This is a genomic window from Streptomyces sp. NPDC041205 (assembly GCF_055591765.1).
The window spans coordinates 860,780-881,892 of the sequence record NZ_JBVIZH010000001.1; the positions used below are offsets into that span (position 1 = coordinate 860,780).

A 21,113-nucleotide genomic window follows, 5' to 3' on the forward strand; every position below is an offset into this window, starting at 1 on the left:
CTGGAACGTTCCCGTCGAGGCGTCAGGGGCCGGGTCCGCGCAGGGTTTCTGATGGGGCTTCAGCAGGCGTACGCGGCCGAGTGCCACTTACCTCGGAGGTGCGTCCCGCACGAAGGCCTCGACAGGAGCAAGCCCCATGCGCACAGCCCGCCAGCTGACGACCGCCGCCGCACTCGCCGTCACCTCGGCCGGCCTGTGCGCCGCCCCCGCGTCCGCCGGGCCCGCGGGCGGGCTCCAGGTGTCACCGGCCACCGTCACGCCCGGCACCACCGTCACGGTGAACACCACGGCGTGCGGCGCGGACGGCACCGCGACGGGCGACGCGAGCGCGGTCGGCGCGGGCACCTTCGCGCTGGCCCCGGGGGCGCGGGCCGAGGTGGCGTCCGGGCGGTTCAAGGTGCCGCCGTCGGCGCAGCCCGGCACGTACGAGATCGTGGCGCGCTGCGCCGGCTCCGGCGGCCGCGAGGTGGCCGGCGACCTGTCGGTGACGCTCACGTCCACGGCGTCCGCCCGCGCGGAGCAGCCGGTGCCGGTGCCGGCGCATCCGAAGGGGCACGTGAAGACGGGGGTCGGTGGCGCGCTCGGCCCCGACCCCGTGAAGACCGCGGCGGGCGTGGCGGTACTCGCCCTCGCCGCCGCGGGCGGTACCTGGCTCCTGCATCGCCGGGCGAGAGGCGACAGGATCTGACGGGCCCCCTCCGCGGTCCGCGGGTACCGCCGTTCCCCCTCCCCCCGCCGGGCGCACGTCCCTCGTGACCGGCAGGGGGAGGCGGGAACGCACCATGCACGTGAACGGACGACGCACGTGAACGCACCCCCACACCTGCCCACCCTTCTTCCCACCCTTCCCGAGGGGGCGAGCCATGCGGCGGACACAGCGGCGAGGCAGGTTCGGCACCTGGGTCATGGCGGTGGCCATCGCGCTCGCGCTGTGCGGCGGCGCCTGGCTGGTGCGCGAGGGCACCGTCGGGCATCCGCCCCCGCAGCCGTCCGCCGCCCAGGCGGCGGCGCCGGGCACCACCCGGGCGGGACCGGCCGTGGCCCCGCTCCCCCCGTCACCGCCCGACCGGATCCGGATCCCGGCGATCGACGTGGACGCCCCCCTCATGGGCCTCGGCCTGACCCGCCAGGGCAGCCTCGACGTACCGCCGTCCCGGCACAGGAACCTCGCGGGCTGGTACGAGGCGGGCACCACGCCGGGCGAGCGCGGCACGGCGGTGGTGGCGGGGCACGTCGACAACGCGGAGGGCCCGGCGGTCTTCTACCGCCTGGGCGGCCTGGCGAAGGGCCGGGTCATCGAGGTGGAGCGGCGGGACGGCGGGGTGGCGCTGTTCACGGTGTACGCGGTGGAGGTGTACGACGCGAAGGGCTTCCCGGACGAGAAGGTGTACGGGGCGACGGCGCGGCCGGAGCTGCGGGTGATCACGTGTGGCGGGGCGTACTCGAAGAAGACGGGCTACCAGGGGAACGTGGTGGTCTTCGCACACCTGACGGGCACGCGCTGAGGTCCCTGGCCCGCGGCCGCCGCCGTGCGTCCTACGCCACCCACTGCTCGTACGCCATCTTGGCCACCAGACCCACGACGGTCGTCAGGAGCACGATCCGCACGAACCCGCTGCCCTTCTTCAGGGCGGTGCGGGCGCCGAGGGTGCCGCCAGCGAGGTTGAAGACGGCGAGGACGGCGGCGAGCTGCCAGAGGACGGCGCCCTGCCAGGCGAACATGGCGAGGGCGCCCGCGTTGGTGCAGCAGTTGACGATCTTCGCGTTGGCGGAGGCGGTGACCAGGTCGAACCGGAGCACGGCGGTCAGGGCGAGGACGAGGAAGGTGCCGGTGCCGGGGCCGATGAGGCCGTCGTAGAAGCCGATGCCGACGCCCGCGAGGCCGATGGCGGCGAGGACGCGGCGCGGCGGCAGTGGGCCGGTCGCGGGGGCCGTGCCGAAGTCGGGGCGGAAGATGACGAAGGCGCCGACGCCGACGAGGACGGCCATGATCACGGGCTTGAGCACCTCGGTGCTCATCCCGGCGGCGAAGAAGGCTCCGCCCATGGAGCCGGCGAGTGCGGCCAGGCCGATCCTCACGGCGGTGCCGACGTCGATGGGCGCCTTGCGGACGTACGTCACGGCGGCGCCCGTGGTCCCCACGATGGCCACCGCCTTGTTCGTGCCGAGCGCGGTCGCCGCCGGGGTGGACCCCGGCAGCCCGAGCAGCAGCGCGGGCAGCAGCAGGAGTCCACCGCCGCCCACCACGGCGTCGATCCACCCGGCCGCGAACGCGGCGAGGCACAGGACGACGACGGCGGTCGTCGGTATGTCGGGCATGATCGCGACCCTATGGAGGGGGTAGGTGGTACGTCCACGAAAATCTGGGGGACTTGAGGGACTTCAGAGCTTGCCGCTCCGGACGGTGCGAGCGGGAGCTGCAACCGTCTCCGCCGCCGCGCGGCGAAGCCCACCCACCGGCCCACCGGCCCACCGGCCCAAGGAAGCAATCCCACCCCGGGGCCCGAGGCCAGACCCGTCCTCACAAGCGGCCAGCCGGCTCGCTGAGCCCACCGTTCCCCCACCGAAACGCCCCGGCCCCCGCCGGGAAACCCCCGCCCAGCAGGCTGCAAGCCATGACCACCAGCGCCCCGCAGCCACGCATCGTCGTCCTGGGCGCCGGGCTCGCCGGAGCCCGGCTCGCCGCCAGGCTCGGCGGCGACGCGCTGCTGATCGGCGAGGAGCCGTACCCGCCGTACAACCGGGTGCTGCTCACCGAGGTGCTCGCGGGCCGGTACGGACCGGAGGTGATCGCGCTGCCGGAGCCCGCCCCGGAGCGGTATCTGCGGGCGCGGGCGGTGCGGATCGACCGGGCGGAGCGGGTGGTGCTGTGCGAGGACGGCTCCCGGGTGGCGTACGAGAGTCTGGTGCTCGCCACCGGCGCGAACCCGGTGCTGCCGCCGCTGCGCGGCCTGTTCGCGCCGGGCGCCCGCGAACTGCCGGGCGGGGTGCACGCGTTCCGGACGATGGCGGACTGTCTGGCGCTGTCGGACTCGGCCCGGCCGGGCGCGCGGGCGGTCGTCGTCGGGGGCGGGCTGCTCGGGGTGTGCGCGGCGCGGGCCCTCGCGGACCGGGGGGTGCGGGTGGTCCTGGCCCAGCAGGGCGACCGGCTGATGGAGCGGCAGCTCGACCCGGACGCGTCGGAGCTGGTGCGCCGCCATCTCACCGGCCTCGGCGTGGAGGTGCACACCGAGTGCCGGGTGCGGGGCGTACGGCAGGTGGACGGCGCCGTACGGTCGGTGGAGCTGGCCGACGGCTATGTCCTCGGCACCGATCTGACGGTCCTCGCCTGCGGGGTCCGTCCCCGCACCGGCCTGGCCGCGGCGGCGGGCCTGGACGTGCGGCGCGGCATCGTCGTCGACGACGGGCTGCGTACCGGCGACCCGCACGTGTACGCCATCGGCGACTGCGCCGAGCACGCGGGCGCAGCCCCCTGCCTGGCGGCGCCCGCCCTCGACCAGGCCGACGCCCTCGCCGCCGCCCTGACCGCCCCGGAGTCGGCCCGCCCGTACACCGGCACCCGCTCCCTGACCCGCCTGACCCTGCCGCACCGCGAACACCCCCTGGACATCGCGGCGTTCGGCGACCCGGAGACCCGCCCGGACGACGACGTGGTGCGCCTGACGGACGCCACCCGGGGCACGTACCGCAAGGTCGTCGTGCGCGGCGACCGACTCGTCGGGGGCGTGCTCCTCGGCGAGCTGACGGCCGTGGGCGCGCTCGCCCGGGCCTGGGAGGCCGACGAGGCCCTACCCGATGACGGCAGCCCGCTGCTGCATCTGCTCACTCACGACGGAGGCCACTGACCCATGGACGCGACCTCGACCCCGTATCCGGCACCGCATCCGGCACCGAAGAAGAACCTTGTCCTGGTCGGGCACGGCATGGTCGGCCAGCGCTTCCTCGAAGCCCTCGCCGAGCGCGGCCTGACAGAGACGCACCACGTCGTCGTCCTGTGCGAGGAGCCGCGCCCGGCCTACGACCGCGTCCAGCTCACCTCGTACTTCTCGGGCGCCACACCGGACGAACTCTCCGTCACCGAGGGCGGGTTCATGGAGCGGCACGGCATCGAGCTGCTCCTAGGCGACCCGGCCGAGCACGTCGACCGCGCGGCGCGGACCGTCACCGCGCGCTCGGGGCGCGTCTTCGACTACGACACCCTCGTCCTCGCCACCGGATCGGTGCCGTTCGTGCCGCCGGTGCCGGGCAGGGACGCGGACGGCTGCTTCGTCTACCGCACCATCGAGGACGTCCTCGCCATCGAGGCGTACGCGAAGGCGGGCGCCACGACGGGCGCGGTGGTCGGCGGCGGGCTGCTGGGCCTGGAGGCGGCGGGCGCCCTGCAGGGGCTCGGACTCGCCACGCACATCGTGGAGTTCGCCCCGCGCCTGATGCCCGCCCAGGTCGACGACGGTGGTGGCGCGGCGCTGCTGCGCACGCTGACGGGGCGGGGGCTCGCCGTGCACACCGGCACGGGCACGCAGGAGATCGTGACGGACGAGGCGGGCGCGGTGCGCGCGATGCGCCTGTCGGACGGCTCCGAACTGGACGTCGACCTGGTGGTGTTCTCGGCGGGCGTGCGCCCCCGCGACCAGTTGGCCCGTGACTGCGGCCTCGCGGTCGGTGAGCGCGGCGGTGTCACCGTCGACGAGCGGTGCCGTACGAGCGACCCGCACGTGTACGCCATCGGCGAGTGCGCGCAGGCCGTGGACGGCAGGGTGTACGGCCTGGTAGCGCCCGGCTACGAGATGGCGCAGACGGCCGCCGCCGCCCTCGCGTCCGACGCCGCGGACGCCTCGTTCACCGGCGCCGACATGTCCACCAAGCTGAAGCTGCTCGGCGTGGACGTGGCGTCGTTCGGCGACGCGCACGGCACGGCGGAGGGCTGCCTCGACGTCGCGTACGCCGACTCGCGCGCGGGCACGTACAAGAAGCTCGTCGTCGGCGCGGACGGCACGCTCCTCGGCGGCGTCCTGGTCGGCGACACCGAGTCGTACGGGACGCTGCGGGCGCTGACCGGGTCGGTGCCGCCGGTGCCCGCCGAGCAGTTGGTGCTGCCCGCGGGCGCGGGCGCCGCCCCGGCCCTCGGCCCGGAGGCGCTGCCGGACGACGCCGTGGTGTGCAACTGCCACAACGTCACGAAGGCCGCCGTGCGGGCGTGCGCCACGCTGCCCGAGGTGAAGAAGTGCACCAAGGCCGGTACGGGCTGCGGGAGTTGCGTCAAGCTCATCGGCCAGCTCCTTCCGCAGTCCGGCGACCAGGGCCTGTGCGGCTGCTTCGGGCAGACCCGCCAGGAGCTGTACGAGATCGTCCGCACCCTGCGCGTCACCTCCTTCCGGGACCTGCTCGACCGGCACGGACGGGAGTCGGCGCGCGGCGGCGAGGGCTGCGAGACCTGCAAGCCCGCCGTCGCCTCCGTCATCGCCTCGCTCGCACCCGCGATCGGCGCCGACGGCTACGTCCTCGACGGCGAGCAGGCCGCCCTCCAGGACACCAACGACCACTTCCTCGCCAACCTCCAGAAGAACGGCTCCTATTCGGTGGTGCCACGCATCCCGGGTGGCGAGATCACCCCGGACAAGCTCATCGTGATCGGTGAGGTGGCGCGGGAGTTCGGCCTCTACACGAAGATCACCGGGGGTCAGCGCATCGACCTGTTCGGCGCGCGGGTCGAGCAGCTGCCGGTGATCTGGGCGCGCCTGGTCGACGCGGGCTTCGAGTCGGGGCACGCGTACGGCAAGGCGCTGCGCACGGTGAAGTCGTGCGTCGGGCAGACCTGGTGCCGCTACGGCGTGCAGGACTCGGTGCGCATGGCGATCGACCTGGAGCTGCGCTACCGGGGCCTGCGCGCGCCGCACAAGCTGAAGTCGGCGGTGTCGGGCTGCGCCCGCGAGTGCGCGGAGGCCCGCTCCAAGGACTTCGGCGTGATCGCCACGGCGAGCGGCTGGAACCTGTACGTCGGCGGCAACGGCGGCGCCACCCCGCGCCACGCGGACCTGCTCGCCCAGGACCTGGACGACGCCGAACTGGTGCGGCTCGTCGACCGGTTCCTGATGTTCTACATCCGCACCGCCGACCGCCTGGAGCGCACCTCGGCGTGGCTGGAGCGGATCGAAGGCGGCCTGGACCACGTACGGGACGTGGTGGTGGACGACTCGCTCGGCATCTGCGCCGAACTGGAGGCCCTGATGGCGGACCACGTCACGCACTACCGCGACGAGTGGGCGCAGACGCTGGCCGACCCGGACCGCCTGGCCCGCTTCGTGTCGTTCGTGAACGCGCCCGAGGCTCCGGACCCGCTGGTGGCGTTCGTCCCCGAGCGCGACCAGATCAAGCCCGACCTGCCGCTGCTGACGCTGCGGCCCCTGGAAGGAAGCTCCGCGCGATGACGACGATGACGCCGATGACGGCGGCGATGACCGAGACGACCCCCGCCGCACGCGTCACCACTGCCGACGCCAGCATCCAACTGCACGTCGACGGCGCCTGGTTGACCGTGTGCGCCGCGGCCCGGCTCACCGCGGGCCGGGGCGTGGCCGTACTGCTCCCCGACGGGCGGCGGCAGGCCGCACTGTTCCTGGACCGGGCCGGACGCCTGTACGCCATCGACAACCGCGACCCGTTCACCGGCGCGGCCGTGCTCTCACGGGGCCTGGTCGGCTCGGCGGACGGCCGTCCGTTCGTGGCGTCGCCGCTCCTGAAACAGCGCTTCGACCTGGGGACGGGGCGCTGCCTGGACGATGACGAGGCGGGGGTCGGGGTGTACGAGACGCGGGTCTCCGCCTAGTATTGGATTACTCAGTCCAATACTGCCGGACCGAACGCTCTCCTCCGTGGACCGAGCGCGCTCCCGCATCGAGTACATCGAGGAGTCCCCATGCCCGCCGCCGCCCGCACCCGCTTCACCGGCCGCACCGCCCTCGTCACCGGCGGCGGCTCCGGCCTCGGCCGCGCCATCGCGCTCGCCCTGGCCGCCGAGGGCGCGAACGTCGTCGTCACGGGCCGCTCCGAGGCCCCGCTGAAGGAGACCGTGACGCTCATCGAGGAGACGGGCGGCACGGCCCTCGCGCACACCGCCGACGTGACGCGCGCCGCCGACGTCGAGGCCGCGGTGCGCGCCGCCGTCGACCGCTTCGGCTCCCTCGACGTGGCCGTGAACAACGCGGGCGTCTTCCGCGGCGGCGCCCCGGTCGCCGACCTCGCCGAGGAGGACTGGCACACCCTGCTCGACACCAACGTCACCGGCGTCTTCCTCGCCCTGCGGGCCGAGGTGCGGCAGATGCGCACGCAGGACGGCGGCGGCGCGATCGTGAACATCGCCTCCAACCTGGGCGCCCACAAGCGCCGCCCGGGCATCGCCGGCTACGTGGCCGCGAAGGCCGCCGTCTCCGCCCTCACCCGCGCCGCGGCCCTCGACCACATCCAGGACGGCGTCCGCGTCAACGCGGTCAGCCCCGGCCCGTCGGCCACCACGATGTCCCTGCGCCCCGGTGAGACCACCACCGCCCGCACCACCCGCATGCGGGCCGAGTCCCCCCTCGGCCGCGTCTCGGACACCACGGAGATCGCCGCGGCCGTCCTCTACTTGGCGTCGGACGACGCGGCGTCGGTGGTGGGCACGGACCTGGTGGTGGACGGGGGCGCGTCGGCCTGACCGGCCCCCCTGACTCCCTCACCACCCCCGCACAGTCACCCCCCTGACCCTCCGCACACACAGGCGTACGCTCAGCCGCATGACGGGCAGTGGGCGTACGAGGAGTTGGGCCGCGCGTGACATTCCCGGTCAACAGGGGCGCGTCGCCGTGGTCACCGGGGCCAACAGCGGGATCGGTTTCGTCACGGCGCGTGAGCTGGCCCGGCGGGGTGCTCGGGTGGTGCTCGGCTGTCGCAGCGCCGAGCGCGGTGGGGATGCCGTGCGGCGGCTGGCCGCCGAGGTGCCGGACGCCGACGTCGAGTTCCGGCGGCTCGATCTCGGGGACCTGGGCTCGGTGCGGGAGTTCGCCGAGGGGGTCGAGCGGGGGTTCGGCGGGCGGCTTGATCTGCTCGTCAACAACGCGGGTGTGATGGCGTTGCCGTACCGGCGCACCGCGGACGGGTTCGAGACGCAGTTCGGTGTGAACCACCTCGGGCACTTCGCGCTCACCGGGCTGCTCCTGCCGCGGTTGCTCGCCACGCCCGGCGCCCGCGTCGTCACGGTCTCCAGCATGGCGCACCTGTTCGCCAACATCGACATCGGCGACCTCAACAGCGAGCTGCGCTACCGCCGTTGGCCCGCCTACGCCCGGTCCAAGTCGGCCAACCTGCTGTTCGTCCACGAGCTGGCACGGCGCCTTGCCGAGTCGGACGCCGACGTGGTCGCGGCGGCGGCACACCCCGGCTACGCCGCGACGAACCTCCAGGCGGCCGGGCCCCGGATGGCGGGCCGCCGGGGCACGGAGGTGTTCATGGCGGTGGGCAACCGCCTCGTGGGCCAGTCCGCGGAGACCGGCGCCCTGCCCACGCTGTACGCGGCCACCGCGCCGGGAGTGCGACCGGACTCCTTCACGGGCCCCCGCTTCCTCTCCTGGCGCGGCGCCCCCGCCCCGTCCCCACGAGCCGGCTGGACCCGCAACGACGTGGCGGGCGAACGACTCTGGGCGGCGTCGGAGGTGCTGACGGGGGTGACGTACACGGCGCTGAAGGGCTGAGTACGAGCGCGCTACCGGAGGCCCGAAGCCGCGAACACCGCCTTCGCCTCCCGGCCGTCCAGCCGGGCCAACAGCCGCGAAAGCTCCACCGACCCGGTCCGCAGCAGTCCCGCCTCCCGCGAGGCCCGGGCGCCCGCGTCCAGGCGGTGCAGCAACAGCGGATTCTCCGCGAGGATCTTCGGGTCGAACTCCACGCGATTGCCGAGCGAGTCGCACAGGACCAGCCGCGCGGCAACGGTCTCGCTGACCCGGGCGCTGGTGAGCAGCCCGGTGCACACGTGCCGGCGGTGCAGCGGCCCCCGCACCGCGAGCCAGCCGGGCCCCGCGCTGACCCGCGCCGGATGCAGGATCACGTACAGGAGAGCACCGAGCCCCGCCCACAACCCGGCACGCACGGCGCTCAGCGTGCCGGCCGCGCAGTCGACCAGCATGATCAGGGCGAACAGGGCGAGCGAGCAGAAGACGGCGGCCCGCAGGTCGGACGCCCAGCGCCGGTCCTCCACCACCGCGTCCTGCCCCAGGGGCGCGGGCAGTGCGCCGCCGCTGTCCTCCGGCGACGTGCGCGGGTACGGCACGTGGTCCCGGGCGAAGCCGCGGACGAGGTCGCGCGCACGGCCGCGCGCCGTGACCCGGTGGCGCGTGCCCCGAGTCGTCCAGTCATGTCCCATGTGCGGCACCGTAGGACGGCGCCCCCGCGCCGTCCGCGCCGTTGACGTGGTGCATACACGCCCATGGCACTCCTTGACGCATCACTGACGACCCCCCTTAACAAGTCGTCAAGAGGAGTACCGGCCCCGTCAAGGACGCGCCAAGGAGTGCGGCGACCGGCCGGCACGCGCCGACGCTGGGATGGCCGCCGACTCGACCACACCGGCTGACCTGCACGAAAGGCACCACCATGACGACCGTTTCCGAGCGCCCCGGCGCCCCGGCCATCGCGGAACCTCCCGATACCGGCGCGGCGGACCCGGGCGACCGTCACCGCCTGACGGCCCTCCAGGGCCTGGCCGCGCTGTCCCTGGACGCCATGGCCTCGGTCGCGTACGGGCCGGAGGCGATCGTGCTCGTCCTGGCCACGGCCGGCGGGTACGGGCTCGGCTTCACGCTGCCGGTGACCCTCGCCATCGCCGCGCTGCTCGCCGTGCTCGTCGCCTCCTACCGCCAGGTCATCGCCGCGTTCCCCGACGGCGGCGGCAGCTACGCCGCCGCGAAGACGCACCTGGGCCGCCGCTCCGGCCTGGTCGCCGCCGCGTCCCTCGTCCTCGACTACGTCCTGAACGTCGCCGTCGCCGTGACGGCGGGCGTCGCGGCCCTCACCTCCGCCTTCCCCGAGCTGTACGGCGACCGCGTCGCCCTGTGCCTCGGCGTCCTCGTCGTCATCACGGCCGTCAACCTGCGCGGCATCGTGGACTCGGCGCGCGTGTTCATCGCCCCGACCGCGGTGTTCGTCGGCGCGATCCTCACGATGGTCGCCGTCGGCCTGTTCCGGGACGGCCCGGTCTCCACCGAGGCCGCCCAGGGCCATGCCTCGGTGCTGTCGGACAACGCCACGACGGTCGGCGCCCTGCTTCTGCTGAAAGCTTTCGCCTCGGGCTGTTCCGCGCTCACCGGCGTGGAGGCCATCGCCAACGCCGTGCCGTCGTTCCGCGCCCCGCGCGTCAAGCGCGCCCAGCACGCGGAGGTGGCGCTCGGCGCGCTGCTCGGCGTGATGCTGATCGGCCTGTCCGTCCTCATCTCCCGCTTCGGCCTGCAGCCGGTCGAGGGCGTCACCGTCCTCGCCCAGCTCACGGACGCGTCCCTCGGCCACAACTGGGCCTTCTACGTCGTGCAGTTCGCGACGATGATCCTCCTCGCCCTGTCCGCCAACACGTCCTTCGGCGGCCTGCCCGTCCTGATGAGCCTGCTGGCCCGGGACAACTACCTGCCGCACGTCTTCGCCCTCAAGGCCGACCGGCAGGTCCACCGGCACGGCGTCATCGCGCTCGCCGTCGCGGGCGCGGGGCTGCTCGTGTTCTCCGGCGGCGACACCAACACCCTCGTACCGCTGTTCGCGATCGGTGTCTTCGTCGGCTTCACGCTCTGCCAGACCGGCATGGTCATCCACTGGCGCAAGGCGGGCAAGCCCGCGAAGGCGCTGCTCAACGGCTTCGGCGCGGTCCTCACCGGCGTGTCCGCCGTCGTCGTGACGGCCACGAAGTTCACCGAGGGCGCCTGGCTGATCGTGCTCGCGCTGCCCGCGATCGTCGCCGTCTTCGAGATCGTCCACCGGGCGTACGGCCGCATCGGCGCGGACCTCGGCCTCGGCCGCGTCCCCGAGCCGCCGCACCGCGACCACTCCCTGGTGATCGTCCCCGTGTCCGGCCTGTCCCGGCTGACCTGCGAGGCCCTGAACGCGGCGGTGTCCCTCGGCGACGAGGTGCGGGCCGTGACGGTCACGTACGACGACGTCGAGGACCGGGCCGCCGCGCGGTCCCTTCGCCGGGACTGGGAGCTGTGGGGGCCCGGGGTGGACCTGGTCGAGCTGCCCTCCACGGCTCGGACGGTCGGGCGGCCGGTCGCCGAGTACGTGCGGAAGGTGTACCAGTACCACCCGGGGACCCGGGTCACCGTGCTGATCCCCGAGGTGGAGCCCGCGCACCTCTGGCAGCGCCTCCTCCAGAACCAGCGCGGCGCGGTCCTCGCGCACGCGGTGCGGCGGGACACGGACGCGGTGATCTGCCGGTTGCGGTTCCGGCTCGCCGGGCGGAAGTAGCGGCTTCGGGGCACGTCAAGCCACGAACGACGGAGCGCGCCCACACGAGAACACGCGGCCGCAATACGCCTGTCGTAATCCCCCTGCATGGTTGATCGTTGGGCCCGGCATGTACCCGACGATCCAGGCTTCAGGGGGAGACGGCATGACCATCGACCGCAGGACAGTGCTCGCGTCCGGCGCCGCACTCGGGCTGCTCACCGCGTGCGGCTCCAACACCGGCCGCGACGGCGGCGGCTCGGACGGCAAGGGGCCGAAGCTGTCCCAGTGGTACCACCAGTACGGGGAGGCCGGTACCGAGCAGGCCGTGAAGCGGTACGCGGACGCGTACGACAAGGCCGACGTGTCCGTGCAGTGGCGCCCCGGCAACTACGACGAGCAGACCGCCGCCGCGCTTCTCACCAAGTCCGGCCCCGACGTCTTCGAGGTCAACGGCCCCACCCTGGACCAGATCCAGGGCGGCCAGGTCCTCGACCTCACCGACCTGCTCGACGGCGTGAAGGGCGACTTCAACGCGGCTGTGCTCGCGCCGAAGACGTACGACGGCCGGATCTGGGCCGTCCCCCAGGTCGTCGACATGCAGCTCCTCTACTACCGCAAGAGCCTGCTGGCCGACGCGGGCCGCACCCCGCCGAAGTCCCTCGACGAACTCGTCGACACCGCACGCGAGTTGACGACGAAGAAGGTCAAGGGCCTGTTCCTCGGCAACGACGGCGGCGCGGGCGCCCTCGGCGGCACACCGCTGTACGCGGCGGGCCTGAGCCTCGTCACCGACGACGGCAAGGTCGGCTTCGACGACCCCGCCGCCGCCCGCGCCCTGGCCCACCTGCGCGCGCTGTACGAGGACAAGTCGCTGCTGCTCGGCGCGCCCTCCGACTGGTCTGACCCGTCGGCGTTCGTCCAGGGGCTCACGGCCATGCAGTGGTCGGGCCTGTGGGCGCTGCCCGCGGTCGAGAAGGCGCTCGGCGACGACTTCGGCGTGGCCGCGTTCCCCGCCGCCGCGCCCGGCGCGGAGCCCGCGGTGCCGGTGGGCGCGTACGGCTCGGCGGTCAGCGCCCGCACCGCGCACAAGCAGGCGGCCAAGGACTTCGTGAAGTGGCTGTGGGTCGAACGCACCGACCACCAAAGGGACTTCGCCCTCTCCTACGGTTTCCACATCCCCGCCCGCCTGTCCCTCGCGAAGAAGGCCGACGTCCTCACCAAGGGCCCGGCGGCCGACGCGGTGCGCTTCTCCACCGGGAACGGGTACGCCGAGCCGCTGCGCTGGACCCCGGCGAGCCGGGTCGCGTACCAGGACGCGCTCAGCCGGATCATCAAGTCCGGCGCGAACCCGGAGAGCGAACTGCGGTCCGTCGTACGGAAGGTGTCGGCGGAGCTGGACCGGGTGAAGAAGAAGTCGTCGTGAGCGCGGGCTCCGTGCGGCGCGAGCGGCTGTGGCGGCGCCTCGCGGGACCGCAGAACCGCAACCTCTGGTTCTGGGTGTTCGTCGGCCCCTTCGCGCTCGGCCTGATCGCCTTCACGTACGTACCGCTGGGCTGGAGCGTCTACCTCAGCTTCTTCGACGCGCACAACACCGTCTCGCCCACGGAGTTCGTCGGCCTCGACAACTACACGTCGATGCTGGAGAACGACGCGTTCACCGACAGCCTGTGGACGTTCGTGGTCTTCACGGCCTTCATCGTGCCGACGACGTTCGTGCTGTCGCTGTCCCTCGCGCTGATGGTGAACCGGATGCGGCGCGCGCAGGCGTTCCTCCGCTCGGTGTTCTTCCTCCCGGCGGCGTGCAGCTATGTCGTGGCGGCCCTGATCTGGAAGATGTCGATCTTCAACGGGGTGCGGTTCGGCCTGGCGAACACCGTGCTCGGCTGGTTCGGCGCCGATCAGACGGCGTGGCTGTCCACGACGGACCCGCCGTGGTACTGGCTGGTCATCGTCACCGTACGGCTCTGGCTCCAGGCGGGCTTCTACATGATCCTGTTCCTGGCGGGCCTGCAACGCATCTCGCCGACTCTCTACGAGGCCGCGGCGGTCGACGGCGCCCGCCCCGGCTGGCAGGTCCTGCGCCACATCACGCTCCCCCAACTGCGCACGACGTCCATGGCGGTGACCCTGCTCCTCGTCATCAACGCCTTCCAGGCCTTCGACGAGTTCTACAACCTGCTCTCGGACGCCCGCGGCTACCCGCCGTACGCCCGCCCGCCCCTCGTCTACCTCTACTACACGGCCCTCGGACAGGGCCAGAACCTCGGCCTCGGCAGCGCGGGCGCCGTGCTCCTCGCCCTGATCATCGCCGTGGTGACGATCAGTCAGGCGCGCTGGTTCGGCCTCGGCAGGAAGGAGGACTGACGTGTACGACGCCTGGGCCAAGGTGGGCCGTGCCCTGCGGGTCGCCCTGCTCATCGCCCTCGCCCTGCTGTTCCTGATCCCCTTCTACCTCCTGCTGCGCAACGGCCTCGCCGCCGAGCAGGACATCACCTCCCCCGACTGGACGTTCTTCCCCTCCACCCTGCGCTGGTCGAACGTCCGGGAACTCTTCGAGGACTCGACCGTCCCGATGGCCCGCTCCCTCTACAACTCGGCCCTGATCGCGGTCCTCACGACCGCGGGCACCCTCCTCCTCGCCTCCCTCGCGGGCTACGGCCTGGCCCGTATCCCCTACCGCCACGCCGACCACGTCTTCTACGCGATCCTGGCCACGATGATGGTCCCCGCCGCGGTCACCTTCGTCCCCAGCTTCGTCCTGGTCTCGTCCCTCGGCTGGGTCTCGACCATGCGGGGCCTGATCGTCCCCACCCTCTTCTCCGCGTTCGCCTGCTTCGTCTTCCGCCAGCACTTCCTGGGCTTCCCGAAGGAGTTGGAGGACGCGGCCCGGGTGGACGGCCTCGGCTACTGGCGTACGTACTGGCTCATCGTCGTCCCCAACTCCCGCCCGGTCTTCGCGGCCGTCGGCACGATCGTGTTCATCGGCGCCTGGAACTCCTTCCTGTGGCCCCTGGTGATCGGCCAGGACCGGGACGCGTGGACCGTCCAGGTGGCCCTGGCCTCCTTCTCCACGTCCCAGGTGATCCGCCTGCACGAACTCTTCGTGGCGGCGGCCGTGTCGATCGTTCCGCTCCTGGTGGTGTTCCTGTTCTTCCAGCGGTGGATCGTGGCGGGGGTGGAGAGGTCGGGGATCGACGAGTAGCGGGCGCCGTCACGCCTGGGGTGAGTGTGCGGGGGGCCGTTCGGGGTCGTTGGAGTCCTGGAGTTCGGCCAGGAGGGCGGTCTGGCTGGCGAGGAGCTCGGTGAGGATGCGGCGTGCCGCGCGCAGGAGTTCGGCGACGTCGCCGCCGGCCAGCGCGTAGGTGACGGTGGTGCCCTCGCGGGTGGAGACGACGATGCCGGACCGGCGCAGCACGGCGAGTTGCTGGGAGAGGTTCGAGGGCTCGATGTCGATGGCGATGAGCAGGTCCCGTACGGATACCGGTCCGCTCTGGAGGAGTTCCAGGACGCGGATGCGGACAGGGTGCCCGAGCATGCGGAAGAACTCTGCTTTGACCTGGTAGAGGGGCGCCTGCACGGGATCGCTCGCTTTCCTGACGCGGATGGGGCCCTGGAGACGGGGCGCGGCGGCCTCGGCTGCCGCCGCGCCCGGCATGACGTCCCATCCTTCCCGGCCTGGGCGTTGCGAGCCGAGAGTTCGACAGATGAAGAGATGTCTGCTTGAAGAATTCTTCAAGTAGCGGGCGCAGAAAAAGCGCCGGCGGTCACACCTCCATCTGCTCCTCGGTGCGCTTCAGGAGATGGCGCGCCATGGCGAGGTTGGACCGGGCCTTGTCGATGACGAGATAGATGAACAGGCCGTTTCCGGCCTTGCCGGCCACCGGGCGGATGAGGTGGTACTGGGAACCCAGGGTGACCAGCATGTCCTCGATCTTGTCCTGGAGGCCCAGTGTCTCCATGGTGCGCATCTTGGCGCGGATCAGGTCGGTGTTGCCGGCTGCTGCGACGGACAGGTCCAGGTCCTTTCCGCCGCCCAGGGTGCCGAGCGCCATACCGCTGGTGTAGTCGACGACGGCAGCTCCCAGCGCTCCGTCGGCCTCGGTCAGCAGGGTCTTGAGGGACACTTCCACACTGGTCACGAGTCCTCCTCTGAGGGTGATGAGGGCTGGTTCTCCGGCCCACGCGGGGACTCTAGGAGTCGCGCCGCCCCCTGAGGTGACATAGGACGAAAGCAACTGCAGTTGCCCGATCCGGATCGGTTGGATGCGCTTTCGCACGGTCCGGATCGCGTCCTGCGCGACGCGGGGCACGATCGAGGACTGAGCCCGCGCGCGGGGCGTCCCCGCGCGCGGGCCCCGTTCTAGCGCCCGGGCCCGAAGGGCGCGGGTGCGGGCTTGGCGGTCCCGGCGCGCCGCTGGCCTCCGGGGGTCGCCTCGCAGGTGACGTCCTTCGCCGGGAGCTTGCCGGTGACCAGGTAGCCCATGGTGGCTTTCTCCGCGCAGGAGTTGCGGCTGTCACCGAAGACGACGCCGTGACCCTCGCCGCCGGCGACGGTGACCATCCGGGAGCCCTTCAGCGCGCGGTGCATGGCCTGGCCGGTGACCAGCGGAGTCTGCGAGTCCCACTCGTTCTGCACGACAAGCGACTTGACGCCGTTGTTCACCTTGGTGGCGGGCTCGGCGCCCCGGTCCCAGTAGGCGCAGGGGGTGATCGTGGAGGCGAAGTCGCCGTACAGCGGGTGGCGGGCGGCGTCACGGATCGCGTCGCGGCGGTACGTCTCGGGGTCGCGCGGCCAGGAGGCGTCGGAGCAGACGACGGCGAGCTGGCTGGAGGTCATGTTGTCGAGCGACTGCTCCTGCGTTCCGGGCAGTTCGCGCACCTGACGGCCCTCGGCCGCCTTCCTCAGGTCCGCCACCGTCTTGGCGCCGCTGCGGACGGTGAAGAACTCGGCGCGGGTGATGTCCCGCACGGCGGCACCGTCGAGCTTCTGGCCGTCGATGACGATGGGGTCGACGTCCGCCCGCGCCACCAGCTTGCGGAAGGTCCGCGCGACCTTCGCCGGGGAGTCACCGAGGTGGTACGTGGCGTCGCGCGCGGCCGTCCACTTGGTCCACCGCTTGAAGGCCCGCTCGACCTCCGGCGCCCAGACCTGGTACATGCCGCGCCACATCCGCCCCGGGTCGACGGCGCTGTCCAGGACGAAGCGGTCGGCGCGCTGCGGGAACAGCTGCATGTAGACGGCGCCGAGTGCGGTGCCGTAGGAGACGCCGAAGTAGTTCAGCTTCTTCTCGCCGAGGGCGGCGCGCATGACGTCCATGTCGCGTGCGGTGTTGCGGGTGCTGATGTGGGGCAGCACCTTCCCGTACTTGGCCCGGCACTTGTCGGCCACGGTCTTCGCCCACTTGTTGTTCGCGGCGTGCTCGGCGGCGTCGCGGGTGGGGCGCGGGTAGACCTGCTCGGCGTCGGTGAGCCCGCACGCGACGGGCGTGCTCTCACCGACCCCGCGCGGGTCGAACCCGACCAGGTCGTACTGCTCGCGCACGTTCTTCGGCAGCCCGTTGGCGAACATCAGCGACAGATCGAGCCCGGCCCCGCCGGGCCCGCCCGGGTTGAAGGTCAGCACCCCGCGCCGCTTGCCCGGCACACTGGTCTTGACCCGGGATATCGCGACGTCGATCCGCTTCCCCTCGGGCTTCCGGTAGTCGAGCGGCACCTTCAGCGTGGCGCACCGGTACTTGGCGGGCCGATCGGCGGCACACCGCTTCCAGGTGAGCTTCTGACGGGTGTAAGGGGCGAGGCGCTCGGCATCGACTCCGGCAGCGGCTCTGGCCGCCGTGGAGGCCGGCCCGGCCGCCGAGTCCGACGGGGTCGCCGGGGCCGCCGGGGCCGCCGACGCCGACCCGGCGACAAGCCCCGGCGCGAGCCCGGCCACCACTCCCAGCGCGAGCACCGGCACGAGGCGCCGCCGATATGCGGGATGTTGCACGTGACGCTCCTTCTGATCGGTTTTGGTACCGCTCAGTTGGACGCAGAAGCAACCCTGTACACCTCCACCGGATCGCCCTTTACTCTGAGCCGGGGTGACTGAGCGGGGGATCGGCGATGAGCATGTACTTCGACATGGGCGAAGAGACCCTGTGGAACCCCTCGAACGGGGCCGGCCGTCTCTTCCTGCGGCAGACACAGGTCTTCGAAGCGGAGCTTCAGCTGCCCTCGGGAATCGGGCCGGGCAGCAGTCAGGGCGACCCGGACACCCTGGAGGTCGACGCGTCGCTCTACGCGGAGTTCGTGCGCCGCCTGGTCGCCTGGCACGGCCGGACGGGGCATTCCGTGATCCTCGCGCTGTCCGAGGGGTTCGTGGCGACAGCGGTCGCGCTGGCACGGCGGGCGCGGATCGAGGTGGAGATGCTCGACCCAGGAACCGGCCAGGTGCGTGCCGGAGCCCGGCGCGACGTACAGGTCCCCGGCGATCCGCAGACCGCGCCGCCCGCCGCCGTCGACGCGCTGGACGCGAGGGCGCGGGAGATGGACCGGTGGATGGCCCGCTGAGCCGGTACGCACGGGCCCGCTGAGGGGAACACCCAGGGCACAGGCGAAGGGGCGCCACCCCCGCACAGGGTGGCGCCCCTTCATCGTGGACCGGGACCGCCGCCGCATCGGTTGAGGGTCGGGGACACGGTGGCGGGCCCGGGGTCTTCGCGGGCCGGTGGCCCGCCGGGGTCAGCGGTGGTCGCTGCCCGTCGAGGTGGAGGCCGCGCGGCCCGCTTCCAGGCGGGCCACCGGGATGCGGAACGGGGAGCAGGAGACGTAGTCCAGGCCCACCTCGTGGAAGAAGTGGACGGACTCCGGGTCGCCGCCGTGTTCGCCGCAGACGCCGAGCTTGAGGTCGGGGCGGGTGGCGCGGCCGGCCGCGGCGGCGTCGCGGACGAGCTTGCCGACGCCGTCCTTGTCGATCGTCTCGAACGGGGAGACGCCGAAGATGCCCTTCTCCAGGTAGGCCGTGAAGAAGGAGGCCTCCACGTCGTCGCGGGAGAAGCCCCACACGGTCTGGGTGAGGTCGTTCGTGCCGAAGGAGAAGAACTCGGCGGCCTCCGCGATCTGCCCGGCGGTGAGCGCGGCCCGCGGCAGCTCGATCATCGTGCCGAGCGCCAGCTTCAAGTGCACGCCGGTGGTCCGCTCGACGTCGGCGATGACCTGCTCGGCCTCCTCGCGGACGATCTCCAGCTCCTGGACGGTGCCGACGAGCGGAATCATGATCTCCGCGCGCGGGTCGCCCTTGGCGTTCTTGCGCTCGGCGGCGGCTTCGGCGATCGCGCGGACCTGCATGGTGAACAGGCCGGGGATCACGAGGCCGAGGCGTACGCCGCGCAGGCCCAGCATCGGGTTCTGCTCGTGCAGGCGGTGCACGGCCTGGAGCAGGCGCAGGTCGTTCTCATTGTGGTCCTTGCGGGACTCGGCGAGGGCGACACGCACCGACAGCTCGGTGATGTCGGGCAGGAACTCGTGCAGCGGCGGGTCGAGGAGGCGGACGGTGACCGGCAGGCCGTCCATCGCCTCGAACAGCTCGATGAAGTCCTTCTTCTGGAGCGGCAGGAGCTCCTTGAGGGCGTTCTCGCGCTCCTCGTCGGTGTCCGCGAGGATCAGGTGCTCGACCAGCTCGCGGCGCTCGCCGAGGAACATGTGCTCGGTGCGGCACAGGCCGATGCCCTGGGCGCCGAAGCGCCGGGCGCGCAGCGCGTCCTCGGCGTTGTCGGCGTTGGCGCGCACCCGCAGGCGGCGGACCCGGTCCGCGTACGCCATGATCCGGTGCACGGCCTTGACCAGCTCGTCGGCGTCGTCGGCGCCCGCGTGCATGCGGCCCTCGAAGTACTCCACGACCGGGGACGGGACGACCGGGACCTCGCCCAGGTAGACCTTGCCGGTGGAGCCGTCGATGGAGACGACGTCGCCCTCCTCGACGACGTGGCCGTTGACCGTCAGGCGGCGGCGCTTGGTGTCGACCTCCAGGTCCTCGGCGCCGCAGACACAGGTCTTGCCCATGCCGCGCGCCACGACGGCCGCGTGGGACGTCTTGCCGCCGCGGGAGGTCAGGATGCCCTCCGCCGCGATCATGCCGTCGAGGTCGTCGGGGTTGGTCTCGCGGCGGATCAGGATGACCTTCTCGCCGGAGCGCGACCACTTGATGGCGGTGTACGAGTCGAAGACGGCCTTGCCGACGGCGGCACCCGGCGACGCGGCGATGCCACGCCCGAGCTGCTCGACCTTCGCGTCCTCGTCGAACCGCGGGAACATCAGCTGCGCGAGCTGCGCGCCGTTGACGCGCTGGAGGGCCTCGGCCTCGTCGATCAGGCCCTGGTCGACGAGCTGGGTCGCGATGCGGAAGGCGGCACCGGCGGTGCGCTTGCCGACGCGGGTCTGGAGCATCCACAGCTGGCCGCGCTCGATGGTGAACTCGATGTCGCACAGGTCCTTGTAGTGCGTTTCGAGCGTTTCCATGATCTGCATGAGCTGGTCGTACGACTTCTTGTCGATCCGCTCCAGGTCGGCGAGCGGGACCGTGTTGCGGATGCCCGCGACGACGTCCTCGCCCTGCGCGTTCTGCAGGTAGTCGCCGTACACGCCCTGCTGGCCGGAGGCCGGGTCGCGGGTGAAGGCGACGCCGGTGCCGGAGTCGGGGCCGAGGTTGCCGAAGACCATCGAGCAGACGTTGACCGCGGTGCCGAGGTCGCCGGGGATGCGCTCCTGGCGGCGGTAGAGCTTGGCGCGGTCGGTGTTCCAGGAGTCGAAGACCGCGTGGATGGCGAGGTCCATCTGCTCGCGCGGGTCCTGCGGGAAGTCGCGCCCCGCCTCGGTCTTGACGATCTTCTTGAACTTGGTGACGAGCTTCTTCAGCTCGGCCGCGTCCAGGTCGGTGTCGACCGTGACCTTCTTGGCCTGCTTGGCCTTGTCCAGCGCGTCCTCGAAGAGTTCGCCGTCGACGCCGAGGACGGTCTTGCCGAACATCTGGATGAGGCGGCGGTAGGAGTCCCACGCGAAGCGGTCGTCGCCGGACTGCTTGGCGAGGCCCTGCACGGACTTGTCGGAGAGCCCGATGTTCAGGACGGTGTCCATCATGCCGGGCATGGAGAACTTGGCGCCCGAGCGGACGGAGACGAGGAGCGGGTCGTCGGCCTGGCCGAGCTTCTTACCCATCGCCTTCTCGAGGGCGGAGAGGTGCGCACTCACCTCGTCACGCAGTGCCGCGGGCTCGTCGCCGCTGTCGAGGTAGACCTTGCAGGCCTCGGTGGTGATGGTGAAGCCCGGCGGCACGGGGAGGCCCAGGTTGGTCATCTCGGCGAGGTTCGCGCCCTTGCCGCCGAGGAGGTCCTTGAGCTCCTTGTTGCCCTCGGTGAAGTCGTAGACGAACTTCACGCCCTGAGTTCCCTGAGGTACGTGGGGATCTTTGTTTTCCGACACGGGTCTCGACTCCTCGAGGACGCGGTGGCTGCCCTGACGGCGAGGAACATACCCAGATCGAAGGCGTCTGGGTACGTCCACTTGTGGGTCGCCCGGGCGTAACCACCCGTCCGCCGCTAGATCGAAAGTGACTCGGGAGTAGCACAGGTGGCGCAATTGAGTTCAGGAGTTGAACGCACAGCCCTCAATAAACCGCC

At 72.2% G+C, this 21,113-nt stretch carries 18 protein-coding genes; 12 read left to right on the forward strand and 6 right to left on the reverse strand.

Annotation, left to right across the window (positions count from 1 at the left end):
* Positions 1-136 precede the first annotated feature (136 nt).
* On the forward strand, positions 137-688 hold the full coding sequence (locus ACZ6BG_RS03850; RefSeq protein WP_468996551.1) for a hypothetical protein: 552 nt from the start codon (positions 137-139) through the stop codon (positions 686-688).
* A 175-nt stretch (positions 689-863) separates the two neighbouring features.
* On the forward strand, positions 864-1,505 hold the full coding sequence (locus ACZ6BG_RS03855) for a class F sortase (protein WP_468996553.1): 642 nt from the start codon (positions 864-866) through the stop codon (positions 1,503-1,505).
* A 31-nt stretch (positions 1,506-1,536) separates the two neighbouring features.
* Here ACZ6BG_RS03855 and ACZ6BG_RS03860 read toward each other — a convergent pair whose 3' ends face one another.
* Positions 1,537-2,319 carry a sulfite exporter TauE/SafE family protein gene (locus tag ACZ6BG_RS03860; RefSeq protein WP_468996555.1) on the reverse strand — a complete coding sequence of 261 codons (783 nt, stop codon included), beginning with the start codon at positions 2,317-2,319 and terminating at the stop codon, positions 1,537-1,539.
* Positions 2,320-2,615: 296 nt separating this feature from the next.
* Between ACZ6BG_RS03860 and ACZ6BG_RS03865 the strand changes: the two genes are divergently transcribed.
* The 5 genes from ACZ6BG_RS03865 (at position 2,616) to ACZ6BG_RS03885 (ending at position 8,726) form a co-directional block, all read left to right on the forward strand.
* The gene (locus ACZ6BG_RS03865) at positions 2,616-3,845 is read left to right on the forward strand and encodes an NAD(P)/FAD-dependent oxidoreductase (protein WP_468996557.1); all 1,230 of its coding nucleotides are present in this window, start codon (positions 2,616-2,618) and stop codon (positions 3,843-3,845) included.
* 3 nt (positions 3,846-3,848) lie between these two features.
* The gene (nirB, locus tag ACZ6BG_RS03870; RefSeq protein ID WP_468996559.1) at positions 3,849-6,428 is read left to right on the forward strand and encodes a nitrite reductase large subunit NirB; all 2,580 of its coding nucleotides are present in this window, start codon (positions 3,849-3,851) and stop codon (positions 6,426-6,428) included.
* On the forward strand, positions 6,425-6,826 hold the full coding sequence (gene nirD / locus ACZ6BG_RS03875) for a nitrite reductase small subunit NirD (RefSeq protein ID WP_468996560.1): 402 nt from the start codon (positions 6,425-6,427) through the stop codon (positions 6,824-6,826). Before nirB ends, nirD begins: the two co-directional genes overlap by 4 nt.
* A gap of 90 nt (positions 6,827-6,916) precedes the next feature.
* The gene (locus tag ACZ6BG_RS03880; RefSeq protein WP_468996561.1) at positions 6,917-7,693 is read left to right on the forward strand and encodes an SDR family NAD(P)-dependent oxidoreductase; all 777 of its coding nucleotides are present in this window, start codon (positions 6,917-6,919) and stop codon (positions 7,691-7,693) included.
* A gap of 79 nt (positions 7,694-7,772) precedes the next feature.
* A complete protein-coding gene (locus ACZ6BG_RS03885) occupies positions 7,773-8,726 on the forward strand; it encodes an oxidoreductase (protein WP_468996563.1) in 954 nt (317 codons plus the stop codon).
* Between the two features lie 11 nt (positions 8,727-8,737).
* On the opposite strand, the gene ACZ6BG_RS03890 is transcribed toward ACZ6BG_RS03885, so the two are convergent.
* Complete coding sequence (locus ACZ6BG_RS03890; RefSeq protein ID WP_468996565.1) at positions 8,738-9,394, reverse strand: hypothetical protein; 657 nt, start codon at positions 9,392-9,394, stop codon at positions 8,738-8,740.
* Between the two features lie 230 nt (positions 9,395-9,624).
* On the opposite strand from ACZ6BG_RS03890, the gene ACZ6BG_RS03895 reads away from it, so the two are divergent.
* From ACZ6BG_RS03895 to ACZ6BG_RS03910, 4 genes are all read left to right on the forward strand, one after another.
* Positions 9,625-11,478: an APC family permease gene (locus tag ACZ6BG_RS03895; RefSeq protein ID WP_468996567.1), complete on the forward strand. Its 1,854-nt coding sequence runs from the start codon at positions 9,625-9,627 to the stop codon at positions 11,476-11,478.
* 145 nt (positions 11,479-11,623) lie between these two features.
* Positions 11,624-12,883 carry an ABC transporter substrate-binding protein gene (locus ACZ6BG_RS03900; RefSeq protein ID WP_468996569.1) on the forward strand — a complete coding sequence of 420 codons (1,260 nt, stop codon included), beginning with the start codon at positions 11,624-11,626 and terminating at the stop codon, positions 12,881-12,883.
* Positions 12,884-12,894: 11 nt separating this feature from the next.
* Complete coding sequence (locus ACZ6BG_RS03905) at positions 12,895-13,824, forward strand: carbohydrate ABC transporter permease (RefSeq protein ID WP_468997904.1); 930 nt, start codon at positions 12,895-12,897, stop codon at positions 13,822-13,824.
* A 1-nt stretch (position 13,825) separates the two neighbouring features.
* On the forward strand, positions 13,826-14,662 hold the full coding sequence (locus tag ACZ6BG_RS03910; protein ID WP_468996571.1) for a carbohydrate ABC transporter permease: 837 nt from the start codon (positions 13,826-13,828) through the stop codon (positions 14,660-14,662).
* 9 nt (positions 14,663-14,671) lie between these two features.
* On the opposite strand, the gene ACZ6BG_RS03915 is transcribed toward ACZ6BG_RS03910, so the two are convergent.
* The 3 genes from ACZ6BG_RS03915 to ACZ6BG_RS03925 all read right to left on the reverse strand — a co-directional run bounded on the left by ACZ6BG_RS03915 (position 14,672) and on the right by ACZ6BG_RS03925 (position 17,410).
* The gene (locus ACZ6BG_RS03915) at positions 14,672-15,037 is read right to left on the reverse strand and encodes an ArsR/SmtB family transcription factor (protein ID WP_468997906.1); all 366 of its coding nucleotides are present in this window, start codon (positions 15,035-15,037) and stop codon (positions 14,672-14,674) included.
* 187 nt (positions 15,038-15,224) lie between these two features.
* Positions 15,225-15,599 carry a hypothetical protein gene (locus ACZ6BG_RS03920; protein ID WP_468449620.1) on the reverse strand — a complete coding sequence of 125 codons (375 nt, stop codon included), beginning with the start codon at positions 15,597-15,599 and terminating at the stop codon, positions 15,225-15,227.
* A 221-nt stretch (positions 15,600-15,820) separates the two neighbouring features.
* A complete protein-coding gene (locus tag ACZ6BG_RS03925; RefSeq protein WP_468997908.1) occupies positions 15,821-17,410 on the reverse strand; it encodes an alpha/beta hydrolase in 1,590 nt (529 codons plus the stop codon).
* Between the two features lie 152 nt (positions 17,411-17,562).
* Here ACZ6BG_RS03925 and ACZ6BG_RS03930 point away from each other — a divergent pair, with 152 nt between their 5' ends.
* Positions 17,563-18,009 (forward strand): DUF6086 family protein, encoded by a 447-nt coding sequence (locus ACZ6BG_RS03930; protein WP_468996575.1) that lies wholly within the window; start codon positions 17,563-17,565, stop codon positions 18,007-18,009.
* 171 nt (positions 18,010-18,180) lie between these two features.
* On the opposite strand, the gene ppdK is transcribed toward ACZ6BG_RS03930, so the two are convergent.
* The gene (gene ppdK, locus ACZ6BG_RS03935; protein WP_468996577.1) at positions 18,181-20,916 is read right to left on the reverse strand and encodes a pyruvate, phosphate dikinase; all 2,736 of its coding nucleotides are present in this window, start codon (positions 20,914-20,916) and stop codon (positions 18,181-18,183) included.
* Positions 20,917-21,113 lie beyond the last annotated feature (197 nt).

What these genes read in the sequence shown, in the direction of transcription:
- ACZ6BG_RS03860 (WP_468996555.1), bottom strand. Translation starts at nt 2,319, where the DNA reads ATGCCCGACATACCGACGACCGCCGTCGTCGTCCTGTGCCTCGCCGCG.
- ACZ6BG_RS03890 (WP_468996565.1), bottom strand. Translation starts at nt 9,394, where the DNA reads ATGGGACATGACTGGACGACTCGGGGCACGCGCCACCGGGTCACGGCG.
- ACZ6BG_RS03865 (WP_468996557.1), top strand. Translation starts at nt 2,616, where the DNA reads ATGACCACCAGCGCCCCGCAGCCACGCATCGTCGTCCTGGGCGCCGGG.
- ACZ6BG_RS03930 (WP_468996575.1), top strand. Translation starts at nt 17,563, where the DNA reads ATGAGCATGTACTTCGACATGGGCGAAGAGACCCTGTGGAACCCCTCG.
- ACZ6BG_RS03885 (WP_468996563.1), top strand. Translation starts at nt 7,773, where the DNA reads ATGACGGGCAGTGGGCGTACGAGGAGTTGGGCCGCGCGTGACATTCCC.
- ACZ6BG_RS03895 (WP_468996567.1), top strand. Translation starts at nt 9,625, where the DNA reads ATGACGACCGTTTCCGAGCGCCCCGGCGCCCCGGCCATCGCGGAACCT.
- nirD (WP_468996560.1), top strand. Translation starts at nt 6,425, where the DNA reads ATGACGACGATGACGCCGATGACGGCGGCGATGACCGAGACGACCCCC.
- ACZ6BG_RS03850 (WP_468996551.1), top strand. Translation starts at nt 137, where the DNA reads ATGCGCACAGCCCGCCAGCTGACGACCGCCGCCGCACTCGCCGTCACC.
- ACZ6BG_RS03880 (WP_468996561.1), top strand. Translation starts at nt 6,917, where the DNA reads ATGCCCGCCGCCGCCCGCACCCGCTTCACCGGCCGCACCGCCCTCGTC.
- nirB (WP_468996559.1), top strand. Translation starts at nt 3,849, where the DNA reads ATGGACGCGACCTCGACCCCGTATCCGGCACCGCATCCGGCACCGAAG.
- ACZ6BG_RS03900 (WP_468996569.1), top strand. Translation starts at nt 11,624, where the DNA reads ATGACCATCGACCGCAGGACAGTGCTCGCGTCCGGCGCCGCACTCGGG.
- ACZ6BG_RS03855 (WP_468996553.1), top strand. Translation starts at nt 864, where the DNA reads ATGCGGCGGACACAGCGGCGAGGCAGGTTCGGCACCTGGGTCATGGCG.